This is a genomic window from Pseudomonas donghuensis, assembly GCF_000696345.2.
Classification (GTDB): Bacteria; Pseudomonadota; Gammaproteobacteria; order Pseudomonadales; family Pseudomonadaceae; genus Aquipseudomonas; species Aquipseudomonas donghuensis.
Window position 1 is genome coordinate 2,119,186 of record NZ_CP071706.1, and the last position, 16,925, is coordinate 2,136,110.

Here is a 16,925-nt window from a genome sequence, read left to right on the forward strand (position 1 = left end):
AGGGTCGTAACTGCGCAAAAAATATTTTCAAATTCCCACTGCAAGTTCTTCCCCGCCCAATCGTCGTAGTGAGACTGATCAGCAATCCATTCTCATTTACAACCATTTGCCTGGAAGAAAACAGTGAAGGGTCCGCTCAAACCAATCGCCCGTTGCACCGGTTATTTCAAACATACCCTGTTGGCCTCGACCGCCGTTGCCGCGTTGCTCGGCACCCTGCAGGTGCACGCCGGCGAAGTGCTAAAAGCTGCCGGCACCCAGCAGGAACGTGAAGTATCCCTGGACCTGCCAGCGCAGAACCTCGACCAGGCCCTGACGGCCTTCGCCGACCAGGCCGGCCTGCATTTGCTGTTCACCAGCCAGGACGTGGCCGGCCGCCAAAGCCCGGCACTCAAGGGGCACTACAGCATCGCCCAGGCCCTGCAAAGCCTGCTGGCCGGCAGCGGCATGAGCTGGCAGTTCAGCGAGCAGAACACGGTGATTCTGCGCAAGAGCGCGGCGGCGCAAAGTGTCAGCCTCAAGCCTATCGAAGTCAGCGTCGCCTCGCGTACCAGCACCTCGATCAGCGAAATCCCCGGTACCGTCTGGGTGGTCGACCAGCAGCAACTGCGCGAGCAGATCGACAGCGGCGTCAGCCTCAAGGAAGCCATCGGCAAGCTGGTCCCGGGCCTGGACCTGGCGCCGGAAGGGCGGACCAACTACGGCCAGAACATGCGCGGGCGCAACGTGCTGGTGATGATCGACGGCGTCAGCCAGAACAGCTCACGTGGCCTGTCGCGCCAGTTCGACAGCATCTCGCCGTTCAACGTCGAGCGCGTCGAGGTGCTCTCCGGCGCCAGCGCCCTCTACGGCGGCGGCGCCACCGGCGGGATCATCAACATCGTCACCAAGAAGGGCGAGGCGGGCGCGGCGCGCTTTGAAACCCGGTTGGGCGCCAGCAGCGGCTTCAACAACAGCGACGACCTGTCGACCCGCATCGCCCAGTCGATCAGCGGCGGCAACGAGCGTATCAATGCGCGCCTGGGCGTATCCGCCGAGCAGAACGAGGCGTTCTACGATGGCGCCGGCGAGCAGATCTTCATTGACAACACCCAGACCGACTTGCAGTACAACCGCACCATCGACGTGCTCGGCAGCCTGGGTCTTAGGCTCAACGACGAGCAGAGCCTCGACCTGCTGGCCCAGTACTACGACTCGGGCAACCATGGCAGCACCGGTATCTACTTCCCCAACCTCAACTACAACGGCCCTTCGGACCTGGAAGACGCCGAGCTGCGCGGTGGTTACTCAACCGACCTTGAGCCGCGCACCAAGCGCCTGCTGTTCAACGCCAATTACCACCACAGCGATGTGCTCGGCCAGGACTTCTACCTGCAGGCCTCGTACCGCAAGGAAGACGACAACTTCTATCCGTTCCCGTATTACAACGCCGGCAAGCCGGCAGGTTCCAAGGGCGTGTACTTTGCCGCCTCGCAGCAGAACTTCGAGGTCAGCAGCCTCAAGGCGCTGTTTGCCAAGCAGTGGGACAGCCTCAAGCTGACCTACGGTGTGGACCTGGACCGCGAGCGCTTCAACGCCGAGCAGACCACCTTCGATGCCCGGACCTCCTCCGCAAGCGGCGGTCTGGACCTGGATCAAGCCAGCAAGGCGGCGCGCTACCCCAGCTACCGGGTCGATGGCCTCTCGGCCTACGCCCAGCTGGACTGGAAGGCAACCGACAACCTGAGCGTTTCCGGCGGCGCCCGTCGCCAGCAGATGGACGTCGATGTCGGCGACTTCAAGAACGTCCCCGGCGGTAACAACGACTACCAGGTCAACCTGTTCAACCTTGGCGCCATCTACGACTTCAAGAACGGTCACCAGCTCTGGAGCAACTACGGCGAAGGTTTCGACCTGCCAGACCCGGCCAAGTACTACGGCAAGCCTGGCCTGAGCGTTGAAGACAACCCGCTGGCCGGGATCAAGAGCCGCCAGGTGGAACTGGGCTGGCGCTACGCCGACCTGGACTGGGATGCCCAGGCGGCGGTGTACTACATCTGGTCGGACAAGATCATCACCACCGACATGGCCACTTTGACCATCAACGTCGAAGACCAGAAAAGCCGTGACTTCGGTTTTGAAGGCGCGCTGACCCGCCACTTCGAAAGCGGCTGGGAAGCCGGCAGCACCCTGCACCTGGTGCGCTCGGAAGAGCAAGACAAGGAGGGCGACTGGATCAAGCGCGATGCCCGTTATGCTTCGCTGTCCAAGTCCACCGCCTTCGTTGGCTGGAAGGGCGATGGCCAAAGTGCCCGCTTGCAGGCCAACCACGCCTTCACCCTCAAGGACGATGCCGAGCACAAGATCAGCGGCTACACCACCTTCGACCTGCTGGGTAGCCAGGACACTGGTTTCGGGACCTTCAGCGCCGGTATCCAGAACCTGCTCGACAAGCAGTACAGCACCGTCTGGGGCCAGCGTGCGACGCTGTTCTACTCGCCGACCTATGGCCCGGCCTACCTCTACGATTATCAAGGCCGTGGCCGCACCTACACCCTGACCTGGTCGCTGGCCTACTGAGTCAGGCGAAGGCGGCCAACAGGTCGGCGGCAAAGGCCTGCTGGGCATCGCTGGGCACCTGGGCGCGGTGGCGCACCAGCACGAACGGCACGGCGAAATCCAGCGCCGGGTCCAGGCCCTGCAGCAGGCCACGCGCGACCCAGGGGTCGGCATAGTGGCAGGGCAGGTAACCGATGTGCCGGCCGGAGAGGATGAAGGTCAGCGCGCCCTCGACCTGTTCGGAACGAGCGGTGCCACTGGTGCCGTCAAAGGGCTCCTGGCGACTCTGGAAACGGTAGGGGTGTTCGACCTGGTCGGCCTGTTGCAGCGCCTCCAGGCTCACGTCAAGCTGGCCAGCCAGCGGATGATGGCTGGCGCAATACAGGCGCTGGTTTTCCTCGAATAACGGGGTGTAATCGAACGCTGCCTGCTTGCCGGAAAAATAGCCGATGGCCAGGTCCAGGCGCTGCTGCAAAAGCTGGCGCTCAAGGTCTGCCGGCATGGCGCTGACCAGCTCCAGGCGCACCGACTCGTCACGCTGGCGAAAACGCTCGATGGCCCGCGCCAGGCGCAAGGTCACGCTGCTCTCCTGGGCTTCGGAAATGCCGATGCGCACCTCGCCGAGCAAACGCCCAGCCACGCCATTGGCCTGATGGCGAAACGCGTCGATCTGCACCAGCAGTTCGCGGGTGGCCTTGAGCAGCACTTCACCCTTGGCGGTCAGGCCAAAGCCGCCCTTGCCGCGACTGCACAAGCGATACCCCAGGCGGGTTTCCAGGCGCGCCATCTGCTGGCTGATACTCGGCTGGCTCAGGCCCAGCACGCCCTGGGCGGCGCTGAAGCCACCGGCCTCGACTACAGTGACGAACAGCCGCAGCAGGTGCAGGTCGAGGTCGTGCAGTTGTCCCAACATCAAACATTGCTCCTGATGAATGTCAGGTTAATTGACTTGCCATTTTAGTAATGTAACCCGGCAGGCATGCTGGCGGCATCCACTGACAAAGGTGCCCGACATGCGTACATCCCTGTGGTTGTTGTCCCTGGCTTTGGCCTTGCCGGTGCAGGCCGAGGAAAAAGTCCTCAACCTGTACAGCTGGGCCGATTACGTCGCCCCCGAGACCTTGCAGCGTTTCGAGCAGGAAACCGGCTACAAGGTGCGCTACGACACCTTCGACACTACCGAAGTGCTGGAAACCAGGTTGCTCACCGGTGGCAGTGGTTATGACGTTGTCGTGCCGTCCGCCAGCCTGCTGGCCCGCGCCCTGGCTGCAGGCGCCTTGCAGCCGCTACAAGCCCAGGCCATGCCCGGTTACAGCAACCTCGACCAGGACCTGCTGGCCAAGCTCGCCGAGGTTGACCCCGGTAACCGGTACGCCGTGCCTTACACCTGGGGCACCCTGGGCCTGGGCATGAACCTTGAAGCGGTGCGCCAGCGGCTGGGCGATGCACCGCTGGACAGCCTCGACCTGCTGTTCAAGCCCGAGTACGCCAGCAAGCTCAAGGATTGCGGGATTGCCATGTCCGACTCGCCCCAGGAGGTGATTGGCGTAGCCTTGAATTACCTGGGCAAGGATCCCTACAGTCGCGACAAAAACGACCTGGCGGCCGCCCAGGCGCTGCTCAAGCAATTGCAGCCATCGATCAGCTATGTCGCCAACGGCCGGCAGATCAACGACCTGGCCAACGGCAGCGTGTGCCTGGCCCTGACCTACAACGGTGATGCCGCCATGGCTGCCGATCAGGCGCAAAAGGCCGGCAAGCCGTACCAGGTGATCTATCGCATTCCCCGCGAAGGCACGCTGATCTGGCAGGACAACCTGGTCATGCCCAAGGACGCCCCGCACCCGGACGCCGCCCGCGCCTTCATCGCCTTCATGTTGCGTCCCGACTCGGTGGCGCCGTTGACCAACACGCTGTTCTTCGCCAATGCAAACCAGGCGGCCACGCCCCTGGTGGACGAGGCGGTGCGCAGCGACCCGGACATTTACCCCTCGGCCGAAGTGCGCGCGCGGCTGTTTGCCGACCGCAGCATGAGCCTGGCCGACATGCGCCAGCGCACCCGCCTGTGGACCACCTTCCGTAGCCGCCAGTAACAACAGACCAGGAGCCCGACCATGGACCTCGCCCCCGACAACGACCAGGCCATCACCCGCGACAGCCTGTACGGCACCATCGCCGAAAACACCTTTGCCGGTATCACCAGTTTCTCCCGCCGTCGCTACAGCCGCGACCTGCGCGGTGTCGATGTGGTGGTCAGCGGCGTGCCATTCGACACCGCCACCAGCAACCGCCCGGGCGCGCGCTTCGGGCCACGGGCGATTCGGGCCGCATCGGTGCAGCAGGCCTGGGCCCGGCACTGGCCGTGGGAGTTCGACCCGTTCGATCACCTGGCCGTGATCGACTACGGCGACTGCAACTTCGATTACGGCAGCCCGCATACCGTGCCGCACAGCATCCAGGCCCATGCCGAGCAGATGCTCGAAGCCGGCTGTGCCATGCTCACCCTGGGCGGTGATCACTTCATCAGCTACCCGTTGCTCAAGGCTCATGCTCGCAAGCACGGGCCGCTGGCGCTGATCCACTTCGATGCCCACAGCGACACCTGGCCGGACGAGGAGGGCCAGCGTGTCGATCACGGCACCATGTTCTGGCATGCCGCCCGCGAAGGCCTGGTGGACCCGGCGCGCTCGGTGCAGATCGGCCTGCGCACCACCAATGACGAGACCCAGGGCTTTGCCGTGCTCAACGCCCGTCAGGTGCATCAACGCGGTACCCAGGCGATCATCGAGGCGATCCGCCAGCGGGTCGGCGATCAGCCGGTGTACCTGACCTTTGACATTGACTGCCTGGACCCTGCGTATGCCCCAGGTACCGGCACTCCGGTGTGTGGCGGTCTGACCACGGTGCAGGCCCTGGAAATCCTCGGCGGGCTGCGCGGTATCAATCTGGTGGGCATGGACCTGGTGGAAGTCGCGCCGGCCTACGATCATGCCGATATCACCGCCCTGGCCGGCGCGACCCTGGCCATGGAGATGCTCTGCCTGTATGCCGCCCGGCATAAGGTCGATGGCTGATCCGGTAACAAAATGAATCACCTGCGGGGCAAATTGAGGTTTCCCGGCGAACCTGTCGCGCCTTAGGCTATCCAACGCTTGGGCGCGCTGGTTTTCGGCGCCGCGTGGTGCCGGAGGTGAATAGCGTGAACCGATCCCTGTCGGGCCTGGCAATGGCCCTGCTCTTGAGCTCGCCGCTGCAGGCGGCGCCCGTTGCCGGGCCGTTGCAGCTGGCGGCCAGCAGCAACAACCCCTACAACAGCCCGATCATGCGCGCCAACCCCAACAGCCGCCAGGGCAGCGTGCCAGCCACGCCGCCCGTGCGCGGCCCTTCGACCCAGCCCAATCCGCGCCCGCCGACCCTGGAGAACCGCGGTATCGGCAATGGCGAGAACATCCGCCGCGAACAGACCACCCCGCGCCTGGAGCCCAGCCGGCCGCCGCGCGAACCTGCGCGTGCGCCCTGAATCACAGGCCCTCCCTGGAAGGAATCGCTGATGTCCCCACGCACCTGGCTACCCACCCTGATGACCGCGGCGCTGTTGCCGCTGCTGGCCCATGCCGCGCCCGAGCGCGATTTCAACAGCGAGGAGGGCAGCGTCAAGGTCAGCACCCTCGCCGAGGGCCTGCGCAACCCCTGGGCCATGGCGTTCTTGCCGGACGGCCAGGGCATCCTGGTGAGCGAGCGGGCCGGCAACCTGCGCATGGTCAGCCCCGAAGGCAAGGTCGGGCCCCCTCTGGGCGGGGTCCCCGAGGTGTGGGCCGAGGGCCAGGGCGGCTTGCTCGATGTGCTGCTGTCGCCGACCTTCAAGCAGGACCGCATGGTCTACCTGTCCTATGCCGAAGGTGGCGGGGACGGCGGCACGGCCGGCACCGCGGTGGGCCGCGGGCGCTTGTCCCGCGACAACGCCAAGCTTGAAGACTTCAACGTGATCTTCCGCCAGCAACCCAAGCTCTCCAGCGGTAACCATTTTGGCTCGCGCCTGGTGTTCGACCGCGATGGCTACCTGTTCATTGCCCTGGGCGAGAACAACCAGCGGCCGACCTCGCAGGACCTGGACAAACTGCAAGGCAAGGTGGTGCGCATCCTGCCGGATGGTACGGTGCCCAAGGACAACCCGTTTGTCGGTCGCGACAACGTGCGCCCGGAAATCTGGTCGTTCGGCCACCGCAACCAGCAGGGCGCAGCGCTCAACCCCTGGACCGGCGAGCTGTGGACCCACGAGCACGGGCCCCGTGGCGGCGATGAAATCAACATCCCCAAACCCGGCAAGAACTATGGCTGGCCGATCGCCACCCACGGCATCAACTATTCGCTGATGCCGATTCCGGAGGCCAAGGGCGAGCACGTCGATGGCATGGTCGACCCGCACCATGTCTGGGAAAAGTCCCCGGCCATCAGCGGCATGGCGTTTTACGACAACCCGCGTTTCAAACCCTGGGATCACAGCCTGTTCATCGGCGCGCTGGCGGCCCAGGAGCTGATTCGCCTGGAGCTCAAGGGTGACAAGGTGGTGCATGAGGAGCGCCTGCTGGGTGAGCTCAAGGCGCGCATTCGTGATGTGCGGGTGGGGCCGGATGGATACCTGTATCTGCTGACCGATGAGCGTGATGGGGCTTTGCTCAAAGTCGGGCTGGATTTGTAGAACGGTTTGCCCGAACCCTGTGGGAGCTGGCTTGCCTGAGATCGAGCGCGCAGCGGTCGTAATCCAGGCGCCTGCTGATGTGCAGGCTGTACTGGCCCCATCGCTGGCAAGCCAGCGCCCACAGGATGCAGGCTTGCCCCATACTGCGCTGCAGCCGCAGAATGCCCCCTTTTGCGATGGACGCCACGCATGTCCTGCTTCACCGAACAGTCCCCACTGACCCTCTACCAGCAGGCCATAGCCAGCCAGGGCTTTGTCAGCGACCCGGCCCAGTTGCAGGCCGCCAGCGCCCTGCAAACCTGCTTCGCGGCCCTGCAGCGTGGCGAGACCCCGCAGGGGGTCTACCTCTGGGGGCCGGTCGGGCGCGGCAAAACCTGGCTCATGGATCAGTTCCACGCCTGCCTGCAGGTACCGGCCAGGCGCCAGCACTTTCACCACTTCATGCGCTGGGTGCATCAACGCCTGTTCCAGCTCAACGGCACGGCCGAGCCGTTGCGGGCCCTGGCCTTGTCCCTGGCCGAAGAGATCCGCGTGCTGTGTTTTGACGAGCTGTTCGTCAATGACATCGGCGATGCGATCATTCTCGGTGGTCTGTTCCAGGTCCTGTTCGAGGCCGGGGTGGTGATCGTGGCCACGTCCAACCAGCCGCCCGAGCAGCTCTACAGCGACGGTTTCAACCGCGAGCGTTTCCTGCCGGCGATTGCCGCCATCGAGCAGCATATGCAGGTGGTCGCCGTCACCGGCGAGCAGGACCATCGCCTGCACCCCGGCGCGGCGCAGCAACGTTACTGGGTACGCGAGAGCGGCCGGCCCGGCGCGCTTGCGCAGGTCTTCGCCCGGTTACGCGGTGAGCAAGCGAGCAGCGATCAGCCGCTGCAGATCGGCTCGCGCAGCTTGAACGTGGTGCAACGCTGCGACCGTGTGCTCTGGTGCCGCTACGCCGACCTCTGCGAGCAACCCTTTGCCGCCATGGATTTCATGGCCCTGTGCGACCGTTTTCAAGCCATTGTGCTCGGTGAGGTGCCGACCCTCGGCGCCCGTCAGCGCCCGGCGAAGATTGCCCGCGGCACCGAAGACGGCGCCCAGCGGGTGGTGGCCGGGGACCGCGAACTGCCGCAACTGTCGGTGCATGACGACAGCGTACGGCGCTTCATCGCCCTGGTCGATGAATGCTATGACCGGCGCATCGCCTTGTACCTGGAAGCCGAAGTAGCGCTTGAAGCGCTCTACACTCAAGGGTATCTGGAGTTCCCGTTCCGGCGTACGCTCAGCCGCTTGCGGGAGATGCAACTGCAACGCTTCTGCTGAGGAATCGATAATGACCGAGCCTCTCTCGCATCACCTGCTGACCATGGCTTACCAGAATGGCTGGGCCAACCACAGGGTGTACAAGGCCTGCAGGCAACTGAGCCAGGATGAGTTCGTCGCCCCGCGGGCGAGTTTCTTCCCGTCGATCAAGGCCACCCTCAACCACCTCCTCACCGTCGACTGGTTTTACCTGCAGGCCCTGGAGTGCGAGCAGCGCGGCGAAGCGCCCGAACCGGACAGCCAGCGCTTCTTCGAGCCCGAGGAACCCTATGCCACCTGCCTGGAGCTGCACGCCGAGCAGGTGCAGGCCGACCACCGGCTGATCGCCTACTGCCGCCAGTTGCGTGACGACCAGTTACACCGCTACGTGAACATCGTGCGCCCCGACTGGGTGCAGCGCGAGCAACGCCTGCGCCTGCTGTCGCACCTGTTCGAGCACCAGATCCACCACCGTGGCCAGGTGCACGCGATGCTGTACGACACCTCGGTGCGACCGCCGCAGCTGGACGAGTTTTTTTGTGAGGATGAAGCGCACCTGCGCGCCCAGGACTTCGCCGAGCTGGGCTGGACCGAGGCGCAGATCTGGGGGCGCTAGTGCTGCATCCAGCCCAGGGTCAGCAGCGCCAGGACCAGGTAACGGCCGGCTTTGGCGACAGTGACGAGCATGACAAAGCGCCAGAACGGCTCGCGCATGATCCCGGCAATCAGCGTCAGGGGGTCGCCGATCACCGGCATCCAGCTCAGCAGCAGGGACCACTGGCCGTAGCGCTGGTAGCGTTGCTGGGCCTTTTCCAGCTGCTCGGGCTTGAACGCAAACCAGCGCTTGTCACGCAGGTGTTCGATGCCACGGCCCAGCAGCCAGTTGACGATTGAACCGAGGACATTACCGGCGGTGGCGATCAGCAGCAGGCTGACCAGCGCCTCGGGCTCGCGCAGCAGCAGGCCGACCAGCACGGCTTCCGATTGCAGCGGCAGCAAGGTCGCGGCGCCGAAGGCGCTGAGAAACAGCGCCCAGTAACTGAGCATCAGGGCCGGATCAGTAGTTGGCGACCACTTCGTCCTTGCCCTCGGCGGTCAGGCCGATGACCTGGTAGGCGTCCTTGTGGTCACCCATTTCCATGCCCGGCGAGCCCATGGGCATGCCCGGTACGGCCAGGCCCTTGAGGTCCGGGCGCTTGGCCAACAGCTTGATCTGTTCGGCCGGTACATGGCCTTCGACGAATTTGCCGTCGATCACCCCGGTATGGCAGGAAGCCAGGCGCGGCTCGACGCCCAGGCGCTGCTTGACCGCGCTCATGTTTGGCTCGATATGGTCGTTGACCGTGTAGCCGTTGTCCTGCAGGTGCTTGATCCATTGCTTGCAGCAGCCGCAGTTGGGGTCGCGGTACACGTCGATGGTTTGCCCGGCCTGGGCCAGGGTGCTCAAGGCCAGCAGGCCGAAGGCGACAATTTTTTTGCTCAGCATGTACTTCTCCACTTCTAGAAACGCAGGCGAACCCCGGCGACCAGGCGGGTCTGGCCGATATCGCCGTGCTCATCACGGATCTGTTCGGCGTTGTTGCCGTAGGCCCGGTTGAAGCTGATGCCCAGGTACGGGGCAAAGCCGCGGGTGATTTCGTAGCGCAGGCGCAGGCCGATCTCGCTGTCGGCAAGGCCGCTGCCCTGGTCCCGTGTCGCGTCGTTGCGGCCATAGAAGTTGGCCTCAAGCGACGGTTCGAGGATCCAGCGATTGCTCAGCAGGATAGCGTAACTGCTCTCCAGGCGCAGCGCGGTTTGCTGGCGCTCGCCAGCGTACAAGGTGGCTTCCAGCTCCAGGCCGTACAGTGGCGTGCCCTGGATGCCGAAGGCGGCCCAGGTCTGGCCACTGGCCGGTTTGAAGTCCTGGCGCAGGCCGCCGACCAGTTCCCACCAAGGGCTGATGGCATGGCCCGAGAGCGCCTGCAGCTCGGCCTTGTGGGTCACGCCCTGTTCGCGTTCGCCTTCAGTGCGCAGCCACAGGCGGTCGATGTCGCCGCCGATCCAGGCGTTGGCGTTCCAGTTCAGGGCACTGCTGCTGTCAAAGTTCTGGTATTCCAGTTGCTCGACAATCACTGCCCAGTTGCTCTGCCGGTCGTGGACCTGATGGCCGGGCAGGGGCGGGAAGGCGGCCTGGCGGTCGGCGTCGGTAATCGGCCTTAGTGGTGTACGTGGCGTCTGCGGCATCATGCCGTGGTTCATACCCTGGTGGTTCATGTTCTGCGCGGGCATGCCTTGATGGTTCATGGCGCCGTGGCCCATGGCGGCGTGATCCATGGCCTCGGCGCGCGCCTCTTCACTGGCCAGCAAGGCCAGCAGGGCGAAGCCGCCGAGCAGCGGTCGCAAGATCGGCTCATTCATCGACGCGTACCTCGCGGAACATGCCCATCTCCATGTGATAGAGCAGGTGGCAGTGATAGGCCCAGCGCCCCAGGGCGTCGGCGCTGACCCGGTAGCTGCGCCGGCTGCCCGGGGGGATGTCGAGGGTGTGCTTGCGCACCTGGAAGCGCCCGTGTTCGTCCTCCAGGTCGCTCCACAGGCCATGCAGGTGGATCGGGTGGGCCATCATCGTGTCGTTGACCAGAGTGATGCGCAGGCGCTCGCCATAGGTCAGGCGCAGCGGCTCGGCGTCGGAGAACTTGATGCCATTGAACGACCAGGCAAAGCGTTCCATGTGCCCGGTCAGGTGCAGTTCGATCTCCCGTGACGGCTCGCGGCCATCGGGGTCGGCGAAAGTGCTCTTCAGGTCGGCGTAGGTCAGCACCCGACGGCCGTTGTTGCGCAGGCCGATGCCCGGGTCGGCGAGGTTGGGCTTGGGGCTCATGGTCTGCATGTCGACCAGCGGGTTGCCGCTTTCGCTGGCCGGGTGCTGTTGCATGCCCATCATCGAGTGGTCCATGCCGGCCATCTGGCTGTGGTCCATGGCGCCCATGTCCGCCATGGCGCCGTGGCCCATATCGGCCATCGACAGGATCGGCCGCGGGTCCGGTTCCGGTACTTCGGCGCTGAGGCCGTTGCGGCGGGCCAGGGTGCCACGGGCATAGCCGCTGCGGTCCATGCTCTGGGCATAGAGGGTGTAGGCGGGCAGGTCACCGACCCGCACCAGCACGTCGTAGGTCTCGGCCACGGCGATGCGCAACTCGTCGACCTCGACCGGTTGCACCGGTTGGCCGTCGGCGGCAATCACGGTGAGCTTCAGGCCCGGAATGCGAAAGTCGAAGTAGCTCATGGCCGAACCGTTGATCAGGCGCAGGCGCACGGTGTCGCCGGGCTCGAACAGGCAGGTGAAGTTGCCGTCTGGCGGCTGGCCGTTGAGCAGGTAGGTGTAGGTGGCGGCGCTGATGTCGGCAAGGTCGGTAGGGCTCATGCGCATGGCTGCCCAGGCCTTGCGCTCGGTGACGGTTTGCTGCCAGCCGTTGCTGGCGACATCGTCGATGAAGTCGCCAACGGTGCGCTTGTGGTAATTGAAGGCATCCGACTGCTTTTTCAGGGTCGCCATCAGCTCACCGGGGGCCTGGTCGCTCCAGTCGCTGAGCAACAGCACGTAGTCGCGCTGATAGCGATGGGGTTCGGGCACCTTGGGCTCGATGACAATGGCGCCATAGACTCCGGCCTGCTCCTGCAAGCCGGAATGGCTGTGGTACCAGTAGGTACCGCTCTGCTCCAGGGTAAAGCGGTACAGGTACTCGCCACCGGGCTCGATGCCGGCAAAGCTCAGGCCCGGCACGCCATCCATGTTGGCCGGGAGGATGATCCCGTGCCAGTGCAGCGAGGTCGGCTCGCCCAGGCGGTTGCGCACCCGCAGGGTCACCGTGTCGCCTTGTCGCCAACGCAGGGTCGGGCCGGGCAGGCTGTTGTTGATGGTCAGGGCCGTACGCGAGCGGCCAGTGATGTTCACCGGCGTCTGACCGATGAACAGCTCGAAGTGCTGGCCGCTCAGTTCATTGCTGAACACCGCAGGTGCGGCAAACGCCGGCAGGCGCCAGAGGCCGAGGCCGGCCAGGGCGCTGCCGGCGGCAAAGCCCTTGACGAAGGTTCGGCGGGTCGGGTGTCGAAGCATAGGGTGCCATTCCAGGGGCGGGGATGACACGACCTTAGCCAGCGCTGACTGTCAGTAAACTGAGCAGTGGATTACAGATTTGTCAGTTGCTGGTGCAGGTGGCGGTTCACTGGCGGCCGCAGGTCGGTATACTCCGCGCCGCACGGAGCCCATCACCATCAAGGAACAGCGATTCATGCAGGCAATCAAGGCCTATTTCAAACGCCACGGCCACGACCCCTTCAAGCTTGGCGAAGGGCGCATCAGTGGTTACATCTCGGCTGCCCTGGGGCTGCTCAGCCTGCTGGCGGTGCTGTGTTTCCTGTTTCCGCAGTGGCTGACCTTTGCCGAGTTCCGCAAGGTCTACAGCGTGCACTTCGCCCGCACCGTACTGCTGATCGGGCTGATCCTGGCCTTTGCCCTGGGCACCCTGAACATCCTCCTCAACAAGCGCAAGCGCCTGGGCTTCACCGGCATCAGCGCAGCGGGGCTGGCGATGTTTCTGGGCGGTACCAACATCCAGACCGAAGTCATTGGCCAGACCCCGTACTCGCTGGGCCTGGACTGGTTCGTGCTGGCGCTGCTGGTGTCGGCGGTGATCTTCATCCCGCTGGAAAAGCTCTACGCCAAGGACCCGCAGCAGAACATCCTGCGCCCGCACTGGCGCACCGACCTCAGTTACTTTTTCGTCAGCCACATGCTGGTGCAGTTCATCCTTATTTTCGTCACCGCCTCATCCAGCTGGCTGGCCGCCTGGGTAGTGTCCGATACCCTGCAGGCCAAGGTGCAAAGCCTGCCGATCGTGGTGCAGTTTCTGCTCGCGGTGTTTGTCGCCGACCTCGGCCAGTACTGGCTGCACCGCCTGTATCACGTGGTGCCGTGGATGTGGCGCTTTCATGCGGTGCACCACTCGAGCACGCACATGGACTGGCTGGCCGGTTCGCGTATCCACTTCTGCGAGATTCTCCTGACCCGCACCGGGGTGCTGGCGCCCTTGATCCTGCTGGGCTTCTCGCCCCAGGCGATGAACGCCTATGTGATCCTGGTCGGCGTGCAGGCGGTACTGGCCCACGCCAACGTGCGTATCGATGGCGGCTGGCTCAACTACTTGCTGGTGTTGCCGCGTTATCACCACTGGCACCACGCCCGGCACAAGGATTACATTTACAAGAACTACGCGATCCACACACCGCTGGTGGACATGCTGTTCGGCACCTTCAAGCTGCCACCCAAGGAATGGCCGGCGCGTTATGGTGTGTTCGGCAAGGACCTGCCAGACGGCATCGTTAGCCAGCACCTGTACCCACTACGCAAGGCCGAGCCCAAGGCGCCGCCACCGCCACCGGCTGCCTGAAGCGGCTTTGTGCCCGGCCCCTGACTGCGTTAGCCTTGAGGGGTCAACGCAAGGAGTATCCATGGACAAGGTTATCGTGATCACTGGCGCCAGCCGCGGCATTGGCGCCGCCACCGCGCGCCTGGCCGCACGCGCCGGTTACCGTATCTGCATCAACTACCTGACCGATGACGAGGCTGCCCAGCGGGTGCTGGCCGAGGTCCGCGAGCTGGGCGCCGAAGCCATCGCGGTCAAGGCCGATGTCAGTGTCGAGGATGAGATCATCCAGCTGTTTCTGCGCGTGGATGCCGAGCTCGGGCCGGTCACCGCACTGGTCAACAATGCCGGCACCATCGGCCAGAAGAGCCGGGTCGAGGAAGTGTCGGAGTTTCGCCTGCTCAAGCTGATGAAAACCAACGTGGTCGGGCCGATGCTGTGCGCCAAGCATGCGCTGCAGCGCATGTCGACCCGCCATGGCGGGCAGGGCGGCAGCATCGTCAACGTTTCATCGGTAGCGGCACGGCTGGGTTCGCCCAACGAGTACGTCGACTATGCCGCCTCCAAGGGGGCGCTGGACACCTTCACGCTGGGCCTGGCCAAGGAAGTTGCGGGTGAAGGTGTGCGGGTCAATGCCGTGCGCCCGGGTTACATCTTCACCGACTTCCATGCGCTCAGCGGCGACCCGGATCGGGTCAGCAAGCTGGCGCCGGGCATTCCCATGGGCCGGGGCGGGCAGGCAGAAGAAGTGGCCGAGGCGATTCTTTGGCTGCTGTCAGACAAAGCCTCTTACTCCACTGGCAGTTTCCTTGACCTGGGGGGTGGGCGCTGATCAGCCGATCATCTCCTCGATACGCTGGGCCAGGGTATCGAGGCTGAACGGCTTGCTCAGCACCCGGGTAGTCGGCTCGAACACACCGCCGCCCAGCACCGCCTGTTCGGCGTAGCCGGTGATGAACAGCACTTTCAACCCGGGCCGCAACTGGCGGGCGGCCGCCACCAGTTGTTGGCCGTTCATACCGCCGGGCATGCCGACATCACTGATCAACAGGTCAATGGCCGCGCCGTTTTGCAGTGCCGCCAAGGCGCTGTGGCCGTCGCCGAATTCGATTTTGGTGTAACCCAGGTCGCTGAGTACCTCGCCCACCAGCATGCGAATGGTTGCTTCATCATCGACCAGCATCACCGTCATGTCGCGCAGTCCACGCGGCGTGCGGGCAGCCGGCAGCGGCTCGCTGGCGGGTAAACTGGCGCTGTCCAGGCGCGGCAGGTACAGGTGCACGCTGGTGCCCTGGCCAGGCTCCGAATAGACCCGCACCTGGCCACCGGACTGACGCACGAAACCATAGACCATCGACAGCCCCAGGCCCGTACCCTGGCCCACCGGCTTGGTGGTGAAGAACGGGTCGAAGGCGCGTGCCAGCACTTGCGGCGACATGCCTCTGCCGTTATCGCTGACGCTCAGGGCCAGGTAGTCACCGGGGGGCAGGTCCAGGTGCGCGGCGATCTGGTCATCGGCCTGCAGATGGCGGGTTTCGATGGTGATCCGGCCACCGCCCGGCATGGCGTCGCGGGCATTGATACAGAGGTTGAGCAGGGCGTTTTCCAGTTGCGATGAATCGATGCTGGCCCGGCAGGTAGCGCTGGCGGTAAACAACTCGATCTCGATATGCGGGCCGACGCTACGGCGGATCAGTTCGGTCATGCCGCTGACCAGGCGGTTGACATCGATGGTGCGCGGTTCCAGGGTCTGGCGCCGGGAGAAGGCCAGCAACCGGTGGACCAGGGACGCTGCGCGGTTGCACACGTCCTGGGCGGTGCGCAGGTAGGGATCGATATGCTGGTGACGGCCGCGCCCGATCAGGTTGCGCGACAGCTCCAGGGAACCGCTGATACCGGTCAGCAGGTTGTTGAAGTCATGGGCGATGCCGCCGGTGAGCTGGCCTACCGCTTCCATTTTCTGCGCCTGGCGCAAGGCCTCTTCGGTCTTGCGCAGGCGTTTTTGCTCACGGATCCGCTCGCTGATGTCGTAGGCGAACAGGTAAGCGCCGATCAACTGCCCGTGCGGGTCATGCAGCGGGCTGAAACGCAGTTCGTAGTGGCGGTGCTGGTCGCCTGCGCCAAACTCGGCAATCTCGACGAACGCTTCACCTTTGAGCGCCCGTGTCCAGAGCAGCAGGCCGCGGGCGCAGTCCTCGGGATGCTTGGCCATTTGATCAGGCAAGCTGTCGCCGACGCTCGGCGTCAGGCCGAAAAGCCGCTGGAACTCATCGCGGGCAGCGCGGTTGATAGCCAGCCAGCGCATGTCCAGATCCACCACCTGGATCTGCGCCAGGGTGGCTTCGACCACATCGGTGAGGATCTTGCGTTCTGCCACCGCCTGGGCAACCCGTTGTTCCAGCTCCTGGTTGAGACGCCTGAGGGCGGATTCGGCGCGCTTGCGTGCAGTCACATCCTGGAACAGCACTGCGACCTGCTTGCGACTGGCCGGCTCCATGCGAAAGGCGCAGATATCCAAGTGGCGGCCGGTGGCCACCAGTTCTTGCTCAAAGCGGATCGGGTTGCCGCTGTGCAGCACCGGACCGTAGCGGGCAATCCAGCCTTCGGCCTCATCGGGGACCAGCTGCCGCAGGGTTTGGCCTACCACGTTGTCGATCCCGGCATGCATGGCGTAGGCGGCGTTGGCTTCGATGTGGACGTAGTCGCTGAGCGGGCCGTGGGGGCCGTCGAAGAACTCGATGATGCAAAAGCCTTCGTCCATGGCCTCGAACAGAAAGCGGTAGCGCTGCTGGGTATCGGCCTCGGCTTGCTCGACAGGTGCAGGGGCTGCGCCATTGCGTTTGGCGAGCCGGGCTTTGAGCAGGTTATTTTGCTGCTTTGACTGCTCAAGTTGCTGACGCAGGGACTGCAGTTCGCTCGACGGCATGCGCGTGTTCCGACCTGGGGACTGCGGCAAATGTAGCGTCCCGCGCAGCACTCAACAACTGCGCGGCTGC

The 16,925-nt window shown here is 64.5% G+C and carries 15 protein-coding genes; 9 read left to right on the plus strand and 6 right to left on the minus strand.

Translation table 11 applies throughout. The features are described 5' to 3' along the window. The first annotated feature begins 123 nt into the window (after positions 1-123). On the plus strand, positions 124-2,559 hold the full coding sequence (locus BV82_RS09715; RefSeq protein WP_036994496.1) for a TonB-dependent receptor: 2,436 nt from the start codon (positions 124-126) through the stop codon (positions 2,557-2,559). A gap of 1 nt (position 2,560) precedes the next feature. Here BV82_RS09715 and BV82_RS09720 read toward each other — a convergent pair whose 3' ends face one another. After that, complete coding sequence (locus tag BV82_RS09720; RefSeq protein ID WP_036994498.1) at positions 2,561-3,451, minus strand: LysR family transcriptional regulator; 891 nt, start codon at positions 3,449-3,451, stop codon at positions 2,561-2,563. Between the two features lie 100 nt (positions 3,452-3,551). Between BV82_RS09720 and BV82_RS09725 the strand changes: the two genes are divergently transcribed. The 6 genes from BV82_RS09725 to BV82_RS09750 all read left to right on the plus strand — a co-directional run bounded on the left by BV82_RS09725 (position 3,552) and on the right by BV82_RS09750 (position 9,140). Then, the gene (locus tag BV82_RS09725; protein WP_010226569.1) at positions 3,552-4,631 is read left to right on the plus strand and encodes an extracellular solute-binding protein; all 1,080 of its coding nucleotides are present in this window, start codon (positions 3,552-3,554) and stop codon (positions 4,629-4,631) included. A gap of 21 nt (positions 4,632-4,652) precedes the next feature. Next, positions 4,653-5,612, plus strand: coding sequence for an agmatinase (speB, locus tag BV82_RS09730; protein ID WP_036994499.1), 960 nt, complete (start codon positions 4,653-4,655; stop codon positions 5,610-5,612). 125 nt (positions 5,613-5,737) lie between these two features. Beyond that, positions 5,738-6,058 carry a hypothetical protein gene (locus BV82_RS09735; RefSeq protein WP_036994500.1) on the plus strand — a complete coding sequence of 107 codons (321 nt, stop codon included), beginning with the start codon at positions 5,738-5,740 and terminating at the stop codon, positions 6,056-6,058. A 30-nt stretch (positions 6,059-6,088) separates the two neighbouring features. Beyond that, positions 6,089-7,237 carry a PQQ-dependent sugar dehydrogenase gene (locus tag BV82_RS09740; protein ID WP_010226563.1) on the plus strand — a complete coding sequence of 383 codons (1,149 nt, stop codon included), beginning with the start codon at positions 6,089-6,091 and terminating at the stop codon, positions 7,235-7,237. Positions 7,238-7,426: 189 nt separating this feature from the next. After that, a complete protein-coding gene (gene zapE, locus BV82_RS09745) occupies positions 7,427-8,545 on the plus strand; it encodes a cell division protein ZapE (RefSeq protein WP_036994501.1) in 1,119 nt (372 codons plus the stop codon). A 10-nt stretch (positions 8,546-8,555) separates the two neighbouring features. Then, a complete protein-coding gene (locus tag BV82_RS09750) occupies positions 8,556-9,140 on the plus strand; it encodes a DinB family protein (protein ID WP_036994502.1) in 585 nt (194 codons plus the stop codon). Here the strand turns inward: BV82_RS09750 and BV82_RS09755 are convergent. Genes BV82_RS09755 through BV82_RS09770 form a run of 4 tightly spaced genes read right to left on the minus strand, consistent with a single transcriptional unit; the run spans position 9,137 to position 12,620 of the window. Continuing rightward, complete coding sequence (locus tag BV82_RS09755; RefSeq protein WP_010226557.1) at positions 9,137-9,571, minus strand: YqaA family protein; 435 nt, start codon at positions 9,569-9,571, stop codon at positions 9,137-9,139. The two genes, BV82_RS09750 and BV82_RS09755, sit on opposite strands and share 4 nt — an antisense overlap. Positions 9,572-9,581: 10 nt before the next feature. Beyond that, a complete protein-coding gene (locus BV82_RS09760; RefSeq protein ID WP_036994504.1) occupies positions 9,582-10,010 on the minus strand; it encodes a DUF411 domain-containing protein in 429 nt (142 codons plus the stop codon). Between the two features lie 14 nt (positions 10,011-10,024). After that, positions 10,025-10,921 (minus strand): copper resistance protein B, encoded by an 897-nt coding sequence (locus BV82_RS09765; protein WP_036994505.1) that lies wholly within the window; start codon positions 10,919-10,921, stop codon positions 10,025-10,027. Continuing rightward, positions 10,914-12,620 (minus strand): copper resistance system multicopper oxidase, encoded by a 1,707-nt coding sequence (locus BV82_RS09770; protein WP_036994506.1) that lies wholly within the window; start codon positions 12,618-12,620, stop codon positions 10,914-10,916. Before BV82_RS09770 ends, BV82_RS09765 begins: the two co-directional genes overlap by 8 nt. A 175-nt stretch (positions 12,621-12,795) precedes the next feature. On the opposite strand from BV82_RS09770, the gene BV82_RS09775 reads away from it, so the two are divergent. Together BV82_RS09775 and BV82_RS09780 are read left to right on the plus strand one after the other, a co-directional pair. Next, the gene (locus tag BV82_RS09775; protein WP_010226549.1) at positions 12,796-13,953 is read left to right on the plus strand and encodes a sterol desaturase family protein; all 1,158 of its coding nucleotides are present in this window, start codon (positions 12,796-12,798) and stop codon (positions 13,951-13,953) included. Positions 13,954-14,014: 61 nt separating this feature from the next. Next, on the plus strand, positions 14,015-14,761 hold the full coding sequence (locus BV82_RS09780) for an SDR family oxidoreductase (RefSeq protein ID WP_036994508.1): 747 nt from the start codon (positions 14,015-14,017) through the stop codon (positions 14,759-14,761). On the opposite strand, the gene BV82_RS09785 is transcribed toward BV82_RS09780, so the two are convergent. Beyond that, positions 14,762-16,855 carry a hybrid sensor histidine kinase/response regulator gene (locus tag BV82_RS09785; protein ID WP_036994510.1) on the minus strand — a complete coding sequence of 698 codons (2,094 nt, stop codon included), beginning with the start codon at positions 16,853-16,855 and terminating at the stop codon, positions 14,762-14,764. Positions 16,856-16,925 lie beyond the last annotated feature (70 nt).